Origin of the sequence: Limnohabitans sp. Rim47, from assembly GCF_001517545.1 — a bacterium.
Classification (GTDB): domain Bacteria; phylum Pseudomonadota; class Gammaproteobacteria; order Burkholderiales; family Burkholderiaceae_C; genus Limnohabitans_A.
The window spans coordinates 203,809-223,988 of record NZ_FBYA01000001.1; the positions used below are offsets into that span (position 1 = coordinate 203,809).

Here is a 20,180-nt window from a genome sequence, read left to right on the forward strand (position 1 = left end):
CGCCATGAAGTCCCGCGGCTGGAGTGCACGTCTTTTCAAACGCGAACAACGTTCCTTGTTCGGTGAGATCCTCGATTGGATGCTCACGCCGCTGCTGCTGCTGTGGCCCATCAGCCTGGCCTTGACCTGGCTGGTGGCGCAAGGGCTGGCCAACAAGCCCTTTGACCGTGCCTTGGTCTACAACGTGCAAGCGCTGGCCCAGCAGGTCAAGCTGGGGCCTGATAAACGCGTGCAATTCAACCTGCCACAGCCTGCCAGCGAGTTGTTGCGTGCCGACGAGACCGATCTGGTTTATTACCAGGTTCGTGGTGCGCACCAAGAGCATCTGAGTGGCGAGCGTGACTTGCCCATGCCGCCCGCCGATCAAGACAAAGGCAGCAGCTACGAGGTGCACATTCGCGATGACGAGATGCGTGGCCTTGAGGTGCGCGTGGCCTACACCTGGATACGCTTGGATGCCGAGGGCAAAAATCCGGCCTTGGTGCAAGTGGCCGAAACGCGAGAAAAACGCTCTGTGTTGGCGGCAGAAATCATCAAGGGCGTGATGCTGCCCCAATTCGCGCTTTTGCCTTTGGCGGTGCTTTTGGTTTGGCTGGCGCTGGTGCGTGGCATCAAGCCTTTGTCTGAATTGGAAGAGCGCATCCGTGCACGCAAACCCGATGATTTGAGTCCGCTCGACGACAAGGCGGTGCCGATGGAAGTGGCCCCCTTGGTGGTGTCGGTGAACGACTTGCTGGAGCGCTTGAAAGACTCCATCGTCACGCAAAAACGGTTTTTGGCCGATGCGGCGCACCAGCTCAAAACACCGTTGGCGGGCTTGCGCATGCAGGCCGATTTGGCGCAGCGATCAGGCTCCAGCGAAGAGGACCTGAAAAAATCACTCAAGCAAATTGGCCGGGCCAGCATGCAGGCAACGCACACCGTGAACCAGTTGTTGTCACTCGCCCGCGCAGAAGGCGGCGGCGCCCATGTGCCCCAGCAGCGCTGCGACATGGTGGCCCTGGCCAGCGAAGTTCTGCAAGACTGTCTGCCCCGCGCCATGGACAAAGGCCTGGACCTGGGCTACGAAGGCGTGGACGCTGGCACGCCGGGTGTGCAGGTGCAAGGCAACCCGACTTTGTTGAAAGAAATGCTGCGCAACTTGGTTGAAAACGCGGTTCATTACACGCCGAGCACGCCCGAACGTCAGGGCGTGGTCACGGTGCGTGTGTTGGTCGATCCTTACAGCAAAGCATTGGTCATGCAGGTCGAAGACAACGGTCTGGGTATTCCGGTGGCTGAGCGCGATTTGGTGTTTCAACCGTTTTATCGGGCTTTGGGCACCAACGTGGACGGCTCGGGTTTGGGCCTGCCCATCGTCAAGGAGATCGCGCAGCAACACGGGGCTTCGGTCACGGTGGATGCCACCCACCCCGGCCACACGCCACCTGGGGCGTGTTTCACGCTGCGCTTCAACGCACCCGCTTGAGCGCAGGGGCTGGCCGCCTTAAGCGGGCTTGCCCATGTTCAGCTGCAAGCGCTCACGCTCGATCACGCGGGCCACGGCGGGTTCTGCGGCCACTTTTTGCACAAAGGCCCACAGTTCGGGGTGTTCTTCGGGCGTGATGCCGGCAATCGTGCCCCAGCGCGTGAGGGTCAGGCTGTAGGCGTCCAGCGGGCCGAAGCGCTCACCAGTCAACCAGGTCTGGCCTTTGCTTGCAGCGGCTTTCACCAGCGCTTGAAGTTCGCCCAGCATGCCGCGAAACAACTGCGTGTTGTAAGGCTTGAGGGCCGCTTGCACTTCGGGCAGGTCCGAGAATTTTTGCGGCATGAAGATGTGCGTGAAAGTCGGGTGCACGGTGTTGTTCATCCAGGCCAATGTCGAGAGGGCTTGTGCACGGGCCAGAGGCTCGGAGGGCAAGAAGCCCGCTTCGGGAAACAGCTGGTCCAGATGCAGCACGATGGCCACGATTTGCGTGACCGCTTGGCCGTTGTTTACCAGCACGGGTACCTGGCCACGCGGGTTGATGGCCTTGTAGTCGTCGCTGTTTTGCTCGCCTTTGTGCAGCTTGACCATGCTGGGTTCAAACTTGGCACCGCTCATTTCCAGCAGCACATGGGGCACAAAAGAACAGGCGCCAGGGGCGAAGTAAAGTTTCAGGCTCATCGGTCAAATCTCCAAATGGGTTAAGGGTTGGTGGCTTTCAGGGCTTTGCCGCTGTCGGGCCATTTTCTGTGGGCGCTGTTTCAGCAGCGATCGGCTGTGCGGCAGTCGGAATGTCGATTTTCAGCGCGTCAGGGCGAATCTGGTTCGTCAGGCGTTCAGGCTCGCGTGCCGTGTTCGAGCCCCAGCCCCAAGGGGCAAAAGCGTCCCATTGCCAGGCCAGCGTGGCCGCATTGAGGATCAGCAAAAGGGCCATCAACCAACGCATCATCTGAATTTGTCCTCGACAGGAAAGGGGCGCACGCTGACTTCGGCGCTGTGAATCTCTTGCAAGCCCGTGTCGGTTTGCAGGCGCAAAGCGCCGCTGGCGCTGACACCCAGCGCCGCACCGAGCAGGCCATCGCTGGTGTGCACGCGCCTGCCTTTGAGCACATCGCGCGATTCAAATCTGTTTTGCAGCGGGGCGAAGCCTTCGCGCTCAAACGCCAACAGGGTCTGTACCAAAGGCAGGCTCAAGCGCGCCAGACAGGCTGGCGCGGTCAAGTCAGGCAACAACTCGGTGAGGGCTGCTGGCGCGGTGTTCAGGCCGTCTGCAGGCCGCGCACGGATGTTCAGGCCCACGCCCACCACCACCTGGCTGCGCCCGCCCATGCTGGCCGCTTCGACCAGAATGCCGCCGAGCTTGCGGTCTTGAAACCACAAATCGTTGGGCCACTTCAGGCCCACATCGGGGTGCAGGCTTTCGGCCAGGCTCAGGCCCACGGCCAGCGACAAGCCGGACCAGTCTTTGGGTGTGAGGGACAAGCTGAGTGAGAAAGTGAGCGAGTCGCCGGGCTGGCTTTGCCAGACGCGGCCCATGCGACCGCGGCCTGCGGTTTGGCGCTCGGCCACCAGCAGCGTGGCTTCGTGCTGACTTGCGCGTGCCCGGCGCATGAGCTCGCTGTTGCTCGAATCAATTTCGGGCAGCACTTCGACCGTGAAATCGGGCAGCAGGGGGAACACCTGTTCCCAAACCGTTTCAGCAGGCCAGCGTGTGGACGAGATCATGGTGACGGTGGCTCAGCTTGCTTGTGGTGGGCGCGAGCCCCTGCTCGCGGATGGTGGCACTTCGACAAGGTCTGCGCAGCTTTGTCCGCATTCGGCCGCAGGGGCGGCCTCCTACAGTGTCAACGCTGGAGGCCAGCATGCGTCAGCCTTTTGGGGTGCCCGCCTTCTTGGGTTTGGTCGGCTTTTTGGCTTTCTCCGCTTTCACGGGCTCGGCCGCTTTGGGCGCTTTGCTTTTGGTTTTCGCCTTGGCTTGTTCTTTCACCTTGGCATCGGCCTTTGACTTGTCTTTCGCAGGCTTGTCTTTAGATTTCGCCTTGGCCTTTTTCTGGCTGGGCGTTTTGGGCGTGTCCTTGCGCTCTTTGGGCGACAACAGGGTGCCACGGCAATTGGCGCTGCCGCACCAGCAAGGGTATTCGGCCTTGAGCTTCTTGGTGTAGGGCTCGTCGATGATCAGGCCGTAGTCGTAGTTCAGTTCTTCACCGGCCTTGATGTTGCGGATCGCCTTGATAAAAATGCGCTCGTTGTCTTCGTCGGCTTCGCAGTTGGCGTCGCAGCTGTGGTTGATCCATCGCGAAGAGTTGCCACCATGCAGCGCATCGATCACCCGGTCCTCGTTCACATGGAAATAGAAGGTGTGGTTCGGGTCATTGGGATCGTGCGGGTGACGGTCTTGTGCCTCATCCCAGCTGATGATCTCGCCCACGTATTCGATCAGTGTCTCGCCCTCTGCAAGGTCTTGCAGCGCAAACACGCCCTTGCCATGCACGCCAGAGCGACGCACCTGAATGCGCTTGCCGGAAGTGCCTGCAGTCGAACGGCTGGCGGATGAGCGGCTGGGGGATGAAACTGGGGTTTTGGCCACGGCGTTAAAAATTTGTTATGGTGAATTCATGTGGGCGTGCGCGTGAGCGCGTGCCCGGGCGCGTGCGTACACGCGAGACAACGGATTGTAATGACATGAAAACATTGGTAATTGCAGAGAAGCCTTCTGTGGCTCAAGACATCGTTAAAGCCTTGACGCCGACCTCCGGCAAGTTCGAGAAACACGACGACCATTTTGAGAACGACCAATACGTCGTCACCAGCGCCGTGGGCCACTTGGTGGAGATCCAGGCCCCTGAGCAGTACGACGTCAAGCGCGGCAAGTGGAGCTTTGCCAACCTGCCCGTGATCCCACCGCACTTTGACTTGAAGCCGGTGGACAAAACCAAGAGCCGCCTGACCGCCGTGGTCAGGCAAGCCAAGCGCAAAGACGTCAATGCCCTCATCAACGCCTGTGACGCGGGCCGCGAGGGTGAGCTGATCTTCCGCTTGATCGAGCAGTACGCCGGTGGCACCAAGACGCTCGACAAACCCGTGCAGCGCCTGTGGCTGCAGTCCATGACACCACAAGCCATCCGCGACGGCTTTGACAACCTGCGCAGCAACAGCCAAATGCAAGGCCTGGCCGATGCGGCCCGCAGCCGCTCTGAGGCCGATTGGCTGGTGGGCATCAACGGCACCCGCGCCATGACCGCGTTCAACTCGCGCGATGGCGGCTTCTTCCTTACCACCGTGGGCCGCGTCCAAACGCCTACTTTGGCCGTGGTGGTCGAGCGTGAAGAACAAATCCGCAAGTTCATCAGCCGCGACTATTGGGAAATCCACGCCGAGTTCGGCGCTGCTGCAGGCACTTACCCCGGCAAGTGGTTCGACCCGAAGTGGAAGAAAGAAGAAGACGCCGAAAAGAAAGCCGACCGCAAGTGGACCGCTGCCGAGGCGCAAGCCATCGTCGACGCCGTGCGCGGCCAAACCGCCACCGTGACCGAAGAGGCCACCCCCACCACGCAAGCGAGCCCCGGCCTGTTTGACCTGACCAGCTTGCAGCGCGAAGCCAACGGCAAGTTTGGCTTTTCGGCCAAGACCACGTTGGCGCTGGCCCAAAGCCTGTACGAGCGCCACAAGGCCCTGACCTACCCCCGTACCGATTCGCGCCACCTGCCCGAAGACTATGTGCCCGTGGCCAAACAAACCTTCGAGATGCTGGCCGACAGCGGCATGCGCCACCTGTCCCCGCACGCCCTCACCGCGCTCAACAACAACTACGTGCGCAAAATCCCGCGCGTGTTCGACAACAAAAAAGTCTCAGACCACTTCGCCATCATCCCCACCTTGCAAGCGCCCAGCGGATTGTCTGAGGCCGAGCAAAAGCTCTATGACCTGGTGGTGCGCCGCTTCATGGCGGTGTTCTTCCCCAGCGCCGAATACCAGGTGACCACCCGCATCAGCGTGGCTGCGGGCCACAGCTTCAAGACCGTGGGCAAGGTGCTGGTCAAACCCGGCTGGTTGGCCATCTATGGCAAAGAAGCCGCTGAAGAAGTGGCCGACGCCAAAGACGGCGACAAAGGCCAAAACCTGGTGCCGGTGCAGCCGGGTGAGCAGGTCGGTGTCGAGTCGGTCGAAGCCAAGGGCCTCAAAACCCGCCCGCCTGCCCGCTATTCAGAAGCCACGCTGCTGGGCGCCATGGAAGGTGCCGGCAAGATGGTGGACGACGACGAGTTGCGCGAAGCCATGCAGGAAAAAGGCCTGGGCACGCCAGCCACCCGCGCCGCCATCATCGAAGGCCTGATCAACGAGAAATACATGCTGCGCGAAGGCCGCGAGATGATCCCGACGGCCAAGGCCTTCCAGCTCATGACGCTCTTGCGCGGCCTGCAGGTCGAAGAACTCTCCAAGCCCGAGCTGACCGGCGAGTGGGAATACAAACTCGCCCAGATGGAGCAAGGCAAATTGAGCCGCGCCACCTTCATGGCCGAGATCGCGGCCATGACCGAGCACATCGTCAAGAAAGCCAAAGAATACGACCGCGACACCGTGCCCGGCGACTACGCGACGCTGACCACGCCCTGCCCCAACTGCGGCGGTGTGGTCAGAGAAAACTACCGCAGGTACACCTGCACCGGTGCGCAAGGCGCTGCCGAAGGCTGCGGCTTCTCGTTTGGCAAATCGCCTGCAGGCCGCACTTTTGAGCCCGCCGAAGTCGAGCAATTCATGCGCGACAAAAAGATCGGCCCCCTGGACGGCTTCCGCTCCAAAGCCGGATGGCCCTTTGTGGCCGAGATGGCGCTCAAGTACAACGAAGAAGAAAAGAACTGGAAGCTCGAATTCGACTTTGGCGACGACAAGAAAAACGAAGACAGCGGCGAGATCGTCGAGTTCAGCGATGAGTCGCTGGGCGTTTGCCCCAAATGCGCCAGCGCGGTGCACGAGCACGGCAGCAACTACGTGTGTAGCAAAGCCGTACCCACACACGAACAACCCACGCCCAGCTGCGACTTCAAGACCGGCAAGATCATCTTGCAGCAGCCGGTGGAGCGTGAACAGGTCGTCAAATTGCTGAGCACCGGAAAAACCGATTTGCTCGACAAATTTGTGAGCAACCGCACCCGCCGCAGCTTCAAGGCCATGCTGGCCTGGAACCCCGAAGAGGGCAAAGTCGCGTTTGAGTTCGAGCAGCGCGAAGGCGGCAAGAAATACCCCCCGCGCAAAACCGCAGCCAAAAAGACCCCATTCGGCAAGCCCGCTGTCAAAAAGGCCGCCGCCAAAGCACCAGCGGCCAAAAAAGTGGCCAAGGCCGCCGCGCCCAAAGCCCCACGCAAAGCCGCAGTGGGCACCTTGAAGCCCAGCGCCGCCTTGGCCGCTGTGATCGGCGACGGCACCTATGCCCGCACCGAAGTGGTCAAAAAAATCTGGGACTACATCAAGGCCAACAACCTGCAAAACCCAGCAGACAAACGCAGCATCAGCGCCGATGGCAAGCTCCAAGCCGTGTTTGGCAAAGACAGCGCCACCATGTTCGAGCTGGCCGGGATCATCGGCAAGCACCTGAGCTGATTTTTGACTGAATTGAGGTTTTGAACGCCACGCGGGTCGTGGCTTTTTTCTTTGGCGACAGGCATGGCCGCCTTGGCGTTTTGACGGCGGTATAGCTCTTTGGGTAGATGAAAATTGACCATTGGATGGCTTCACGGTTCATCCCGGTTTTTGCAGACTGTTCTTGTCTTTCAACTGCAATAACCAAGGACCTTTTCATGTCGCCACGATTCGTCAAAATCTCTTCAATGACCGCTGCCATCGTGCTGGCGTCTTCCAGTCTCGCCGCCTTTGCCCAAGGGACAGGCACAGGTTCCGGTCCGGGAGCTGGGCCTGGTGCCGGTGTTGGCGTTGGCGTTGGCGTTGGGCCTGGCTCGGGCGCAGGTCCCGCTACCGGTTTCGGTGCCAAGACAGAGCAGTTTGTGGAGCGGCAAAAAGAAGCCATCCACCACCAGACGCAAATCCGCACGCAGGAAAAAAACCTGACGGACACGCGCGGCCAGATCAAGGCGCAGGAGAATTTGCTCAAGCAAACGCGTGACCAAATCAAGCGACAAGATCAGATGTTGACGCGTACACGCAGCCAGATTCAGGACCACGCGCAAGACAAGCCCGAGCTGCTGGACGCACTGCGCAAGCAAGAGCAAACCCAGGAGCGCCTGTTGACGCACCTGAAAACCCAAGAGCAAAGCCTGACCCAGGTTCGCGACCAGCTCAAGACCGAAGAGCAGGAGCAGACCCAGTTGCGCGATCAGCTTAAAAAGAAGTGACTATTTCTCGCTGAACCGGATCTTGGTGGGCAAGGCCACCAGCAAAGGTTTCAAGGCCGCCCAAGCCGCTTCGGGCGTGGCCCTTGCATCGACTTCTACTGGGGCATCGCCCATGGCTTTGACCTCGGGCCATTGTGTGGCGGGCGTTTGCAAGGGCGTCAACACCCGATCGACCAGGCCTTGCACCACCGCGGCGGTGGCCAGGGTGCGCAGTTCGGGTTTGTAGATCTTGCCGACGTTGGTGACAGGCATGCGCTGCAGCACGGTGATGGATTTGGGGCGGGCTGGGGCTTCGTCCACGCCTTGGGCGGTGAAGGCCAGCAACTCGTTTTCGCTCACCACGCTGCCGGGCTTGAGCGTGACAAAGGCCACGGGCAATTCGCCTGCATAGGCGTCGGGTGCGCCCACGGCGGCGCACAGTTCGACGGCGGGGTGTGCGCCCAGTGCGTCTTCGATCACTTTGGGGTCGATGTTGTGGCCACCTCGAATGATCAAGTCTTTGGCCCGGCCCGACAGGTGCAGTCGGCCTTGCTCGTCGATGAAGCCCACATCGCCTGTGATGAGCCAGCCCTCGGGCGTGAAGCTGCGGGCGGTTTCGGCGGCATCGAGGTAGCCTGAAAACAGGTTGGGTCCTTGGTAGAGCACCATGCCTTTTTCGCCCGCTGGCAGATCTTGTCCGGTGGCTTGGTCGTCGCTGTTCAAGGCCACCACTCGCACCCGCGCGTGCGGCAGCGGCCAGCCCACGCAGCCTGCGGGGGCGCTCAGGCCCGGTGGGGCCACGGTGCTCAGGCCCGCGGTTTCGGTCATGCCCAGGCTTTCGTTGATCTGCAAGCCGAAGCTTTGCGCAAAGCGTTGCGCCAGTTCGGGCGGCAGCGGTGCAGCACCGGTGCGCACCGCACGCAGGCGTGAGATGTTGGCCCCGTTCAGCGGCACGCCCGCCAGTGCCGCCAGCACGGTGGGCACACCCGACATGAGGGTGCAGCCGTGGTGTTCGACCAAGCGCCAATAGTTTTGCACCACGTCGCGGTGACGAAACAGCGCAGCGGTGGGAATGACGATGTGCATGCCCACGGCCAGCGAACACAATGCGCCGGGCAGCACACCCGCCACATGGAACAGCGGGTAGCCGTTGATCGTCACATCGCTGGTTTGAAAGCCTTGCATCGTGGCGTTGGCCCAAGCGGTGAACACCTGTGCGCCATGGCTGTGCCGGGCCAGTTTGGGTGCGCCGGTGGTGCCCCCGGTGTGGAAGTACGCGGCGATGTCGCTGGCCTGAATGACGCGTTCGCTTTGCAGGCGGTCGCTAATCTGTTGCTGGCGCAGGGCATGAAAGTCGTGTGTGCCGCGCGGTAAGTCAGACGCCAGAGCGTGGCCATCGGGGTGCACGAGCAGCACGGTGTGCAGTTGGGGCAATTGGGCTTGCAGGCGCAGTGCTTTGTCACGCATTTGGCTGTCGTCGTCCACGCCGTGGGCGATCAGCACTTTGGCCTGGCTGGCCTGCAAGAGGGACAGCAGCTTTTCTTCGCTCAGCAAGGGGTTGAGCGGTTGCACAATGCCTGCCGCCTCGCCACCCCAAAGGGCCAAGTGGTAGGCCAGTCCACCGGGCAGCAAGATGGCCATCACGTCTTGCGGGCCGATGTGCAGGCTGTGCAGCGCATTGGCCGTTTGGTGAATGCCTTGCAGCAAGGTGCGGTATGTCCAGCAGGTGGCTGGACCGCCGGGCTGGCCTGTGGCCAAAAAGGTGAGTGCGGGCCGGTCGGGGTGGGCTTCGCAGCTGGCGCGAATCAGCGCATAGGTGCTGGCCCATGGCGTGCTTTGGGCCAAGGGTGTGGCCTCGATGCGTTGAATGTCGGCGAGGGATTGAACGGGCGTTGAGACGGTCAGGTGCATGCGTGATGTTAGCCACCGCTCGGCCCGTGCTTTGTCACGCAGGTGGCAAAGCACGGGGGACTTCAAGCGGCCAAGGTCATCAAGCTGGCGTTGCCGCCTGCCGCGGCGGTGTTGGTGCTGATGCTGCGCTCGCTGACCAAGCGGGCCAGTGGTACGGCGGCATCGCCGGGGGGCATGGCGATGAGGGTGACGATGGCGCCGGGGCGTTGTGCCAGTTGCGCTTGCCATTGCAAGGTGGTGGCTGCGTCGGCGTGCAACAAGGCGGCATCCACCGGCGACGCGTGTGCCGTGTCGTGCAGCGTCACGTGGCTTTGCACCGCTTTGGGCAGTTGCGCGTGCAAGTCTTGCGCAGACAGCGGCCAAACGGCGTGGCTGCCCACCGCCAGCACCGCGGCCAGCTGGGTCAGGCGGTCAGCATCGGCATGGGCGTGCTCACCCGTCAGGCACAGCACCCGCGCACGGGCCTGCACGCGGTAGACGTTGCGCTCGCCGGTGGGGCCGCGCAAGGTGGCTTGCAGGCCCGCCGGGCTGGCCGCTGCAAACTGCGCACAGGCATGCGCCAGCGGCAAACGGTGTTGCACCACCGCCCAGTCGTGCAGGGCTTGCAGCGCAGGCGTGGGCTGCGGCAATGCCGCTGCACCGCTGGCCTGCACACTGCGCAAGGCCGCATCGGGCGGGCAGTGCGTCAGCAGGCGCAAAAGGTACAAGGGGCCACCCGCCTTGGGGCCGGTGCCCGACAGGCCCTCGCCACCAAAGGGCTGCACACCCACCACCGCACCGACCATGTTGCGGTTCACGTAGACATTGCCCGCGTGGCTGTGGTCGATGACTTGGGCGATGGTTTCATCGATGCGCGAGTGCACGCCCAATGTGAGCGCATAACCGGTGTCGTTGATGCTTTTCAGAAAGTTGTTCAGATCACTACGGGCATAGCGCACGATGTGCAGCACCGGGCCAAACACCTCGCGCTCCAGTTGGGCGATGTGCGCGATTTCGATCAGCGTGGGTTGCACATAGGTGCCTGTGTGCAAGGTGTCCGGCGCGCTGCCGCTGGTACGGTGGACTTTACAGCCGCGTTGCTGCATGGCGCTCACATGCGCTTCGATGCGGGCACGCGCCCGTTCGTCGATCACCGGCCCCATGTCCACGGCCAGGTGCGCAGGGGCACCCATTTGGATCTGGGCCATCGCACCTCGGAGCATCTCGATCAGGCGGTCTGCCACATCGTCTTGCACGCACAGCACGCGCAAGGCCGAGCAGCGCTGGCCAGCGGCCTCAAAAGCCGAGGCCACGGCGTCGGTGACGACCTGTTCCAACAAGGCCGATGAGTCCACCACCATGCAGTTTTGCCCGCCCGTTTCGGCGATCAGAGGCACCGGTTGGCCTTGTGCGTTCAGGCGTTCGGCCAGCGCGGCTTGCAGCACGCGCGCGGTCTCGGTGGAGCCGGTGAACATCACGCCTTGCACACGGGCATCGCGCACCAGTTGCATGCCCACCTCAGCGCCATGGCCTGGCAGCAATTGCACAACCGCTTGGGGCACGCCTGCTTGCCACAGGGTTTGCACCGCCAAGGCCGCAATGGCGGGCGTGGATTCTGCGGGCTTGGCCAAGACGGGATTGCCTGCGGCCAGCGCGGCAGCCACCTGGCCCACAAAAATTGCCAGCGGAAAGTTCCAAGGGCTGATGCAGACCACAGGCCCCAAAGGCGTGTGGGTGCGGGGGTCAAAATCGCGGCGCACTTGCGCGGCGTAGTAGCGCAAAAAGTCCACCGTTTCACGCAGCTCGGCCACGGCGTGGGCCCAGGTCTTGCCTGCTTCGCGCACCAGCAGCGCCATCACGCGCGGTGCGTCGGCTTGCAACAGATCGGCGGTGCGTTCCAGCAATGCGGCACGCAGTGCAGGTGGTGTGGCCGCCCATCCTGCCGCCGCTTGTGCGGCCGATTGCAGCGCGGCTTCAGCATCGGCTGGCTGGGTGAACTGCACGGTGCCCAGCACGTCGCTGTGGTCGGCGGGGTTGCGCAGGGTGTGGGTTTCTTCGCCCGTGCCCGTGGCCAACAATGCGTGTGCGGTCAGAGGCTTCACATCCAAGGACAGCATGTGGGCCTGCATGTCCAAAGCCAGTTGGCGCAGCGTGGGTTCGTGCGCCAAATCGGAGCCGCTGGAGTTGAGGCGGTCTGTGCCATACAGCTGCGCGGGCAGCGGGATTTGCAGGTGCGGCTGGCCGGGGAGGGTGCCTTCACGCGCGGCGTCTTGGTCAACGCGTGCCACCGGGTCTTGCACCAAATCGTCGATGGTCACACTGGCGTCGGCCATGCGGTTGACAAACGAGCTGTTGGCCCCGTTTTCGAGCAGGCGGCGCACCAGATAAGCCAGCAAGGTTTCGTGCGTGCCCACGGGGGCGTAGATGCGGCAAGGCCGCTGAAACTGTGTACCCCCACGCAGGCTCACTTCGTGTAGCCCGCTGCCCCCCGAGGGGGTGCTCGGGCCTTGGGACGGCCCGGCGGCGCTCGCTGGCCCGACCACCTGCCGGTACAGCGGCTCGCCCATGCCGTGCAGGCACTGAAACTCGTACTGGCCTGGCACGTAGTCGCCGCCAATGTCTTGCGCCATGTGCGCGATGGCGGCCACGGTGTGTGCGTTGTGCGTGGCAAATTGGGGGTACACCGCATCGGGCGCGGCCAGCAGCTTTTGGGCGCAGGCCAGGTAAGACACATCGGTGTGATGTTTGCGCGTGTAGACCGGGTAGTCGCTTTGGCCGTCCAGTTGGGCGCGTTTGATCTCGCTGTCCCAATACGCGCCTTTGACCAAACGCACCATCAAGCGGTGCCCTGTGCGGCGTGCCAGATCGATGACAAAGTCGATCACATAGGGGCAACGCTTTTGGTAGGCCTGGATCACAAAGCCAATGCCGTGCCAGCCCTGCAAACTGGGGGCCAGGCACAGCGCTTCGAGCAGGTCGAGCGACAAGTCGAGCCGGTCCACCTCTTCGGCGTCGATGTTGAGGCCAATGTCGTAGTGCCGGGCCAGCTCGGTGAGCCGCAACACCCGTGGCAGCAGTTCATCCATCACGCGTTGGTGCTGGGCGCGGCAGTAGCGTGGGTGCAGGGCCGACAGCTTGATCGAGATGCCCGGGCCGTGGATGACGCCCTGCCCGTTCGCTGCTTTGCCAATCGCGTGGATGGCGTTTTCATACGCGCTCAAGTAGCGCTGCGCGTCTGCTTCGGTCAGGGCGGCTTCGCCCAGCATGTCGTACGAATAGCGAAAGCCTTGCGCCTGCATGTCGTGGGCACGGTGCAGGGCTTCGTCAATCGTCTCGCCCGTCACAAACTGCTCGCCCAGCATTTGCATGGCCAACTGCACGCCTTGGCGGATCAGCGGTTCGCCGCTCTTGCCGATCAGCCGTGTGAGCGAGGCCAGCATCGCCCCCTCGCTGTGCGTGGCCACCAGCTTGCCCGTGAGCAGCAGGCCCCACGAAGCGGCGTTCACAAACAGCGATGGGCTGCGGCCCACATGCTGGTGCCAGTCGCCCTGACCGATCTTGTCGCGGATCAGCGCGTTGCGTGTGGCCGCGTCGGGGATGCGCAGCAGCGCTTCGGCCAGACACATCAGGGCCACGCCTTCTTCGCTGGACAGCGCGTATTCCTGCATCAGGCTTTGCACGCGGCCTGCACGCCCGCTCTGCTGCGGGCCTTCGCGCATGCCCGTCACCAGTTGGCGGGCCAGCGTGTCGGTGCGCTCGGCTTGTGCGGGGCTCATGCGGGCTGCGGTCAGCAAGGGGGCCAGGGCCTGCGCTTCGGGCAGGCGGGTGGCGCGGGCCATGGCCTCGCGCAGGGCACTGCGTTCGGACAGCGGGCCACCGGCACTGAAGTGGGCGCCTGTGGGCAAAGCGGGGGCGGTGATGGCGATGTTCATGTGGCGTCCTTGATTGACATGAATCGCCATCATCCGGATTAAAGATCAAATATTTCACTGAAATTATTTGATTTAAATGAATAATATGAAGCATGAGCATCGAAACACCGGATATCGACCGTATCGACCGCCGCATCCTTGACTTGTTGCAGCGCGATGGCCGCATCAGCAACCTGAAGCTCGCCGAAGCTGTGGCGCTGTCGCCCACGGCCGTGCTGGCGCGGGTGCAACGCCTCACGCGAGAGGGCTTCATTCTGGGCTACGAAGCGCGCCTGAACCCGCTCAAATTGGGCGCGGGCATGATGGTGTTCGTGGAAATCCTGCTCGACCGCACCAGCCCCAATGTGTTTGAGCAGTTCAAGGCGGCGGTGCAGGTGCGCCCCGAAATCATGGAGTGCCACATGGTGGCCGGGGGCTTTGACTATTTGCTCAAGACCCGCGCCGCCGACATGAATGCCTACCGCGAATTTGCGGGCACGGTGCTGTGGCAGCTGCCTGGCGTGCGCGAGACGCGCACTTATGCGGTGATGGAAGAAGTCAAAAACACAACGGCGTTGGCGTTGTGAACATGCCCACCACATCCAGCCCGCTGATCGTGGTGTTTGACGGACAGTGCCTGCTGTGCAACGGCTGGGTGCGGTTTTTGCTCAGGCACGACCAGCGCGGTGTGTTCCGTTTTGCCGCCATTCAGGGCCGCACCGGTCAGGCCTTGCTGCAGCAAGCGGGCTTGCAGGTCGAAGGCTTGCAAACCCTGTTGCTGGTGGACGGCACCACCAGCTGGCAGCACACCGGTGCGATCTTGCGCATCCTGCACCATCTGGGCTGGCCTTGGCGTGCGGCTTGGGCGGGCTGGCTGGTGCCTGCCGTGCTGCGCGATGGGCTTTATCGCTGGGTGGCTCGCCACCGTTACCGGATTTTTGGGCGGACAGAAACTTGCATGGTCCCGCCGCCCGATGTGAAGGCGCGATTTCTGGATTGAGCTGGGCGAGTCAAGCCACGAGTCCCTTGGCCAACGCCTCGCATTGCGCTGCCACCTCGGCCATGCTGGGCCTGTCACCCGGCACAGGCGACAGGCAGGTCTGCGCCAACCTGTGAACGGCCTGGCTTGTCGGCGCTGGCGTGTGGGCTGCCAGTTCTTCGAGCAAACAACCCATGGCCCGCACTTCGAGCGCCAGCAAGCGGCGGCGCAGTTCGGTTGCATGGCCAGGCAATCGGGTGGCTGCGCCCAAGTCGCCCAGCCGCGCTTGGCCATGCACCGGGTCGATCAAGATGTTGTGCGCATACAGATCGCCATGCATCACGCCACGCCGGTGTAAGTGCGCCACCGCATGGGCCACATCACGGGCGATGCCCAGCGCCAGAGGTGCAGGAAAACTGAATCCGGCGGGATACACATCGCGTGTGCAGGTCTGCAAACTCGGGGGCCCCGCCAGGTTGAGGTGCGCTGGCGGAATGAGGGGCATCAACAAACCTTGGGCCTGCCCGGGGTGGTCGGTCAGCCGGGCCACGGGCGTGGTCAGGCTCGGGTGGTTACCTGCCGCCAGGCACGCGGCCAGTTCGTCTTCAGGCAAGCCATCGCTGGTCACTTCGCCTTTGAACAGCTTGAGCGCCAGCGCTTGCGGCCAGCCAGCAGCCTGCGCGCGGTGGATGTGGCCCGAAGCGCCTTCGCCCAGCAGTGGGCCCAAGGTGATGGAAGCCCAGGACACTTCGGGCAAGGCCGGTTCATGGGCAAAAGTCCAGCCCATGGCATTGCCCGCCAGTGCCAGCCAGCTCAGCCGGGGCAAGGTGGTCAGCCAAGCGGGTACTTCGCTCAGGCGGTTGGCCGAGATGCGCAGCAATTCCAGTTGCTGTGCGCCCTGCAGACTGTCGGGCAAGGCCTGCAGCCGGTTGCCCGCCAGCATCAGTTTTTGCAAAGCGGGGCGTTGGCCCAGTTCGGTGGGCAAGTTGGCCAGTGCGTTGTCGGTCAGGATCAGCCAGCGCAAAGCGGGTGGCAGCGCCGCTGGCGGCAGTTGTGCGATGCGGTTGGCCTTGAAGCCGACCACTTGCAGCGCAGGGCAGTCGCCCAGCACTTCGGGCAGCACCTCAAAGTCGTTGTCCGAGGCAAACAGCACTTGCAATTTGTGCAGCTTCGTCAGTTGGTGCGGCAAATCGCGCAGTCGATTGCCGCTCAGGTTGAGCACCTCCAGCGTATCGGCCAGCGCCCAAATGTCGTCGGGCAACTCGGTCAGGCCGCAGGCCAAGTCCAGGCGGCGCGTGCCCGCCAAAGCGCCGCTGCGCAGTTGTTCCAAGGTGTGCATCGTCAAGGGCCTGCGTTTTCGGGGCGCGTGCGCCCGCTCACTTCAGGTGGCCAGACAAAAACTGTTGCAGGCGTTCGCTGCGCGGTTGCAGCAAGATGTCTTGGGGTGCGCCTTGTTCTTCGACCCGGCCTTGGTGCAAAAACATCACTTCGCTGGAGACCTCGCGTGCAAAGCCCATTTCGTGCGTCACCACCACCATGGTTCGGCCTTCTTGGGCCAGCGCTTGCATCACGCGCAACACCTCGCCCACCAGTTCAGGGTCGAGCGCCGAGGTCGGCTCGTCAAACAGCATCACCTCGGGCTCCATGGCCAGTGCGCGTGCAATGGCCACGCGTTGCTGCATGCCGCCCGAAATATGGGCCGGGTAGTGTTGCATGGCTTGGTGCTTCAGGCCCACTTTGTCCAGGTAGACCTCGGCGCGCTCGCGGGCCTGGGCTTTGCTCAAGCCCAGCACTTGCATGGGCGCTTCCATGACGTTTTCCAGCGCCGTCATGTGGCTCCACAAATTGAAATGCTGAAACACCATGCCCAAGCGGGTGCGCAAGCGCTCCAGTTGGCGAGGGTGTGTTGCGTGCAGCAGGCCATCAGCCCCTGGGCCGAGCGACAGCGCTTCACCCGCGACGCTGATGCTGCCGCTGTTGGGGCGCTCCAGCAGGTTGATGCAGCGCAAAAACGTGCTCTTGCCCGAGCCGCTGGAGCCAATGATGCTGATGACATCCCCTGCTTTGGCCGTGAGCGAGACGCCTTTGAGCACCTCGTGGGAGCCAAAGCGTTTGTAGATGTCTTGAACTTGGAGCTTGATGCTCATGGGGTGTGTTCCGAAAAAAGGGCAAAAGGCATGCTGAGGTTCAAGGGCCCAACAAGGCCCCTGTGCGCCTGGGGCTGGCGCCCGAAATTTTGGCCAGCTCCATGCCCGTGGTGGCCCAACGCAAGTGGTGCCGGGTGTAGAGCAGGCCGTCGGTGTCGCTGCAAACCAGCTGGCTTTGTGCAGTGATCGGGTTGACCACCCGAGCGATCACATCGCCCGGCTTGACCCAGTCACCGGGTTGGCGCTGAAAACTCACCACCCCGGCGCAGGGGGCGTGCAGGTATTGCGAGCCCGACAAAGGTGTGGGTTGGCAAAGCGGCTGTGGGGCCGGGCCGTGATCGGGCCCTTCGAGCACTTTCAGGTCGGTCAAAAAAGCCAATAAGGCTTGGCTGTCACGCGAGGCCAGCGCGTCGCTCACATCGGTTTGGCCGCGCAACTCCACGGTGGTGCTCAGGCATGCTTGCGGCAGCGGGTGCGTGGCCACAAAGTCGCTGCCGTGGCTGGCCAGCAGCGATTCGCGCAGTTGCCACCAAACACCGCTGAGCGATTCATCAAAACAGTGCGCGCCCGTGCCACGCGCCAGCAGCACCGCTTGCGCCCCCAACCATTGGGTCAGGGGCCTGAGGCCTGGCTCACATTCGGGCTCCATGTACAGGTGCACAACGGCTTCAAAGTCGCAATGCAGGTCGAGCACCACATCGGCATCGCAGGCCAAGCCCACCAGCGTGTGGCGCAGGCTGTCCAGCTCGGTGGTGGGCGGGTGGCGCAGCAAAGCGTGGTGCATGGCTTGGCGCACGGTGCGCACATTGGCCTGCGCGTCGGGCCCCAACTGCGTGGCCACATCGTGGCCGCTTTCGCGCAGCCAATCGACCCACACCGGGTAATGGCGGTTGAAGTTTTGGCCACTGGCCATCTCAAAGCGCCCCATTTGCAATTGCAGCCAAGTCTGGTCAAGCCCGATTGGGTTGGCCATGGGCACCAGCACCACTTGGCCACGCAACTGGCCTGCGGCCTCGGCTTGTTGCAAATGCTGGCGCAGGTGCTGGATCACCAGCATGCCCGGCAACTCGTCGGCGTGCAGGCTGGCCTGAAGGTAGACCTTGGGGCCAGCGCCCGGCGCACCAAAATGCCAGCTGCACAGGCTGCGTGCGGTGCCACAAGCGGGCGAGATCAGGTGGTGTTGGCGGGTGTCCACAGTGGGGTGCTCAAAAACGGGGGCGTTCAAACGCTCTGGCGTGGCCGCAGATGGGCCAACCAGCGTTGTTCAGCCCAGCGAAACAACTGCACCAACACCAAGGTGAGTGACAGGTAAATCAGGCCTGCGCTGATGAAGGCCTCAAACGGCAGGTAAAAATCGGCATAAATTGAACGAGCCGCGCCTGTGATGTCGAGCAAGGCAGGCACCGTGCTGGCCAGCGAGGTGCTGTGCAGCATCATGATCACTTCGTTGGAATAACCCGGCAAGCTGCGGCGCAGGGCCGATGGCAAGACGATGCGGCGGATGCAAGCCCACTCGCTCAGGCCACAAGCGCGGGCCGCTTCGAGCTCGCCCGCAGGCACATGACGGATGGCGCCGGCCAACAGTTCGGTGGTGTAGGCACAGGTGTTCAATGAAAACGCCAGAGCAGCGCAAAAAAACGGCTCTTTGAAGCCACGCCAAAGCCAAGAATCGTCCCAACGCGCTTGGATGTATTCCATCTGGCCTAAGCCGTAATAGATCAGGTAGACCTGAATCAACAAGGGCGTGCCGCGCAGCACATAAGTGAACAACCACACCGGCCCGCGCAACCAAGCCCGCGCAGACACGCGGGCCAGCGCCATGGGCAAAGACAGCAAGCCCCCCACGCACAAAGACACCAGCAACAGCGCCAATGAGTTGACGCTGCCTTCCCAGTACATGCGCAGATTTTCGGGGCGCAAGATGACGTCAAATTCCATCTAGTCGCGCTCCAGCCGAACGCCCATGCTGTATTTCTTTTCGAGCCAACCGAGCACCCACATCGACACCGAGGTCATGGCCAGATACAGCAAAGCCGCAAAGGCCAAAAACAGCAGTGGCGCATTGGTGATTTCGCCACGGGCAGCAGCCCCGGCTTGTTTGGCCAGATAGGTCATGTCTTGCAAACCCAGCAAAGACACCAAGGCCGTGGACTTCATCAACACCAACCAGTTGTTGGTGAAACCGGGCAAGGCCAGGCGGACCATTTGCGGCAATGTGATGCGCCAAAAAACCTGCCAAGGCCGCATGCCAAAAGCCATGGCCGCTTCCATTTGACCTTTGGGGATGGCCAAAATCGCCCCGCGAAAGGTCTCGGTCATGTAGGCCCCATAAATGAAGCCGATGGTCAGCACGCCTGCGGCAAAGGGGTCGATCTCGATGGCGGGCCAGTCGCCCAGCGCTTCGAGCAAGGCATTGAGCCCCATCTGCCCGCCATAAAACAGCAGCAGCATCAACACCAAATCGGGCACGCCACGGATCACCGTGGCGTAAACATCGGCCATCCACATGGCCACGGGGCGGCCCGATGTTTTGGCCAAAGCCCCGGCCATGCCCAACACGACAGCCACTACCAAAGACGCCAGCCCGACCTGAAGGACGAGCAGCGAACCTTCAAGGATGCTGAGGAGGTAAGGCGTCATGCAGGCGCTTGCGCTGCGCGATCACTCGCCCCAGATGTCCACACCAGGGACAAATTCGTCGGCGATTTTTTTCCAAGTGCCGTCAGCACGGATGTCTTTGATGGCTTTGTCCAGCGCATCTTTGAGGTCTTTGTCACCCTTGCGCATGGCCACGCCCACGCCTTCGCCAAAGTACTTTTTCATGCGTAGAGGCTGGCCCACATAGACATAGTTCTTGCCATCTGGGGTGTCCAAAAAGCCGCCTTGCACTTCCACCACATCGGCCACCGTGCCGTCCAAACGACCGGCCTTGATGTCCAGATACACCTGGTCTTGCGCGTCATAGCCCACCACGTTCACGCCTGCTTTGGCCAATTCGCCCTTGGCGAATTTTTCTTGGGTCGAGCCCTTCAAAACGCCGATCTTTTTGCCCATCAGGCTGGCAGGGCTGCCATCGGTTTTGATGTCTTTGCGCACCACGATTTTGGACGGGGTGTTGTAGTACTTGCCCGTGAAGGCCACTTGGCGCAAGCGCTCTTCGGTGACCGACATCGAGGAGATGATGGTGTCGTACTTCTTGGCCAACAGGCCGGGAATCATCGCGTCCCATTGCTGCTCTACAAACACGCACTTGGCTTTGACTTTGTCGCACAGGGCTTGCGCGATCTTCACATCGAAGCCGGTTGGTTTGCCGTCGGCTGTTTTGTAAGTGAACGGCTTGTAGGTGGGGTCAATGGCGACGCGGATTTCTTTCCAGTCCTTGGCCGATGCAGACAAACTGGCGGCCATGATGATGGAGCCCAACAGCAATGATTTCTTGAACATGGACAGATCTCCCTGAGT

General features: G+C 62.3%; 18 protein-coding genes. 5 read left to right on the plus strand and 13 right to left on the minus strand.

What is annotated here, in order from left to right; genetic code table 11:
* Nucleotides 1-4: 4 nt before the first annotated feature.
* Complete coding sequence (locus BN3544_RS00940) at nt 5-1,468, plus strand: sensor histidine kinase (protein ID WP_019429934.1); 1,464 nt, start codon at nt 5-7, stop codon at nt 1,466-1,468.
* Nucleotides 1,469-1,486: 18 nt separating this feature from the next.
* Here the strand turns inward: BN3544_RS00940 and BN3544_RS00945 are convergent, their stop codons facing one another.
* From BN3544_RS00945 to BN3544_RS00960, 4 genes are all read right to left on the minus strand, one after another.
* Entirely contained in the window at nt 1,487-2,146 is a 660-nt protein-coding gene (locus tag BN3544_RS00945; RefSeq protein ID WP_019429933.1) for a glutathione S-transferase family protein, read from the minus strand.
* Nucleotides 2,147-2,183: 37 nt separating this feature from the next.
* Nucleotides 2,184-2,414 (minus strand): hypothetical protein, encoded by a 231-nt coding sequence (locus tag BN3544_RS00950; RefSeq protein WP_019429932.1) that lies wholly within the window; start codon nt 2,412-2,414, stop codon nt 2,184-2,186.
* Nucleotides 2,411-3,190 (minus strand): biotin--[acetyl-CoA-carboxylase] ligase, encoded by a 780-nt coding sequence (locus tag BN3544_RS00955; protein WP_019429931.1) that lies wholly within the window; start codon nt 3,188-3,190, stop codon nt 2,411-2,413. The genes BN3544_RS00950 and BN3544_RS00955 overlap by 4 nt, the downstream gene beginning before the upstream one ends.
* Before the next feature lie 142 nt (nt 3,191-3,332).
* Nucleotides 3,333-4,052, minus strand: a complete 720-nt coding sequence (locus BN3544_RS00960; protein WP_019429930.1) for an SET domain-containing protein — start codon at nt 4,050-4,052, stop codon at nt 3,333-3,335.
* 95 nt (nt 4,053-4,147) lie between these two features.
* Between BN3544_RS00960 and BN3544_RS00965 the strand changes: the two genes are divergently transcribed.
* Complete coding sequence (locus BN3544_RS00965) at nt 4,148-7,063, plus strand: DNA topoisomerase III (RefSeq protein WP_019429929.1); 2,916 nt, start codon at nt 4,148-4,150, stop codon at nt 7,061-7,063.
* Here the strand turns inward: BN3544_RS00965 and BN3544_RS14335 are convergent.
* Nucleotides 7,041-7,304 carry a hypothetical protein gene (locus BN3544_RS14335; RefSeq protein WP_155820472.1) on the minus strand — a complete coding sequence of 88 codons (264 nt, stop codon included), beginning with the start codon at nt 7,302-7,304 and terminating at the stop codon, nt 7,041-7,043. The genes BN3544_RS00965 and BN3544_RS14335 overlap by 23 nt on opposite strands.
* Here BN3544_RS14335 and BN3544_RS00970 point away from each other — a divergent pair.
* Complete coding sequence (locus BN3544_RS00970; protein WP_026036640.1) at nt 7,291-7,812, plus strand: hypothetical protein; 522 nt, start codon at nt 7,291-7,293, stop codon at nt 7,810-7,812. The genes BN3544_RS14335 and BN3544_RS00970 overlap by 14 nt on opposite strands.
* On the opposite strand, the gene BN3544_RS00975 is transcribed toward BN3544_RS00970, so the two are convergent.
* Nucleotides 7,813-9,702, minus strand: coding sequence for an acyl-CoA synthetase (locus tag BN3544_RS00975; protein ID WP_019429928.1), 1,890 nt, complete (start codon nt 9,700-9,702; stop codon nt 7,813-7,815). It lies immediately after the preceding gene.
* Nucleotides 9,703-9,764: 62 nt separating this feature from the next.
* Complete coding sequence (putA, locus tag BN3544_RS00980; RefSeq protein WP_050999099.1) at nt 9,765-13,613, minus strand: trifunctional transcriptional regulator/proline dehydrogenase/L-glutamate gamma-semialdehyde dehydrogenase; 3,849 nt, start codon at nt 13,611-13,613, stop codon at nt 9,765-9,767.
* Between the two features lie 92 nt (nt 13,614-13,705).
* Between putA and BN3544_RS00985 the strand changes: the two genes are divergently transcribed.
* Complete coding sequence (locus BN3544_RS00985; RefSeq protein WP_019429926.1) at nt 13,706-14,179, plus strand: Lrp/AsnC ligand binding domain-containing protein; 474 nt, start codon at nt 13,706-13,708, stop codon at nt 14,177-14,179.
* Nucleotides 14,180-14,202: 23 nt separating this feature from the next.
* On the plus strand, nt 14,203-14,592 hold the full coding sequence (locus tag BN3544_RS00990; RefSeq protein WP_026036639.1) for a thiol-disulfide oxidoreductase DCC family protein: 390 nt from the start codon (nt 14,203-14,205) through the stop codon (nt 14,590-14,592).
* A gap of 10 nt (nt 14,593-14,602) precedes the next feature.
* Here the strand turns inward: BN3544_RS00990 and BN3544_RS00995 are convergent, their stop codons facing one another.
* From BN3544_RS00995 to BN3544_RS01020, 6 genes are read right to left on the minus strand one after another with little or no spacing between them, the layout of a single operon-like run.
* The gene (locus BN3544_RS00995; RefSeq protein WP_019429924.1) at nt 14,603-15,910 is read right to left on the minus strand and encodes a leucine-rich repeat-containing protein kinase family protein; all 1,308 of its coding nucleotides are present in this window, start codon (nt 15,908-15,910) and stop codon (nt 14,603-14,605) included.
* 37 nt (nt 15,911-15,947) lie between these two features.
* On the minus strand, nt 15,948-16,718 hold the full coding sequence (locus BN3544_RS01000) for an ABC transporter ATP-binding protein (RefSeq protein ID WP_019429923.1): 771 nt from the start codon (nt 16,716-16,718) through the stop codon (nt 15,948-15,950).
* Nucleotides 16,719-16,758: 40 nt separating this feature from the next.
* A complete protein-coding gene (locus BN3544_RS01005; RefSeq protein ID WP_231733879.1) occupies nt 16,759-17,943 on the minus strand; it encodes a succinylglutamate desuccinylase/aspartoacylase family protein in 1,185 nt (394 codons plus the stop codon).
* A complete protein-coding gene (locus BN3544_RS01010) occupies nt 17,940-18,656 on the minus strand; it encodes an ABC transporter permease (RefSeq protein WP_019429921.1) in 717 nt (238 codons plus the stop codon). Before BN3544_RS01010 ends, BN3544_RS01005 begins: the two co-directional genes overlap by 4 nt.
* Entirely contained in the window at nt 18,657-19,358 is a 702-nt protein-coding gene (locus BN3544_RS01015; protein WP_019429920.1) for an ABC transporter permease, read from the minus strand.
* A gap of 21 nt (nt 19,359-19,379) precedes the next feature.
* Complete coding sequence (locus BN3544_RS01020; protein WP_019429919.1) at nt 19,380-20,162, minus strand: transporter substrate-binding domain-containing protein; 783 nt, start codon at nt 20,160-20,162, stop codon at nt 19,380-19,382.
* Between the last annotated feature and the right edge of the window lie 18 nt (nt 20,163-20,180).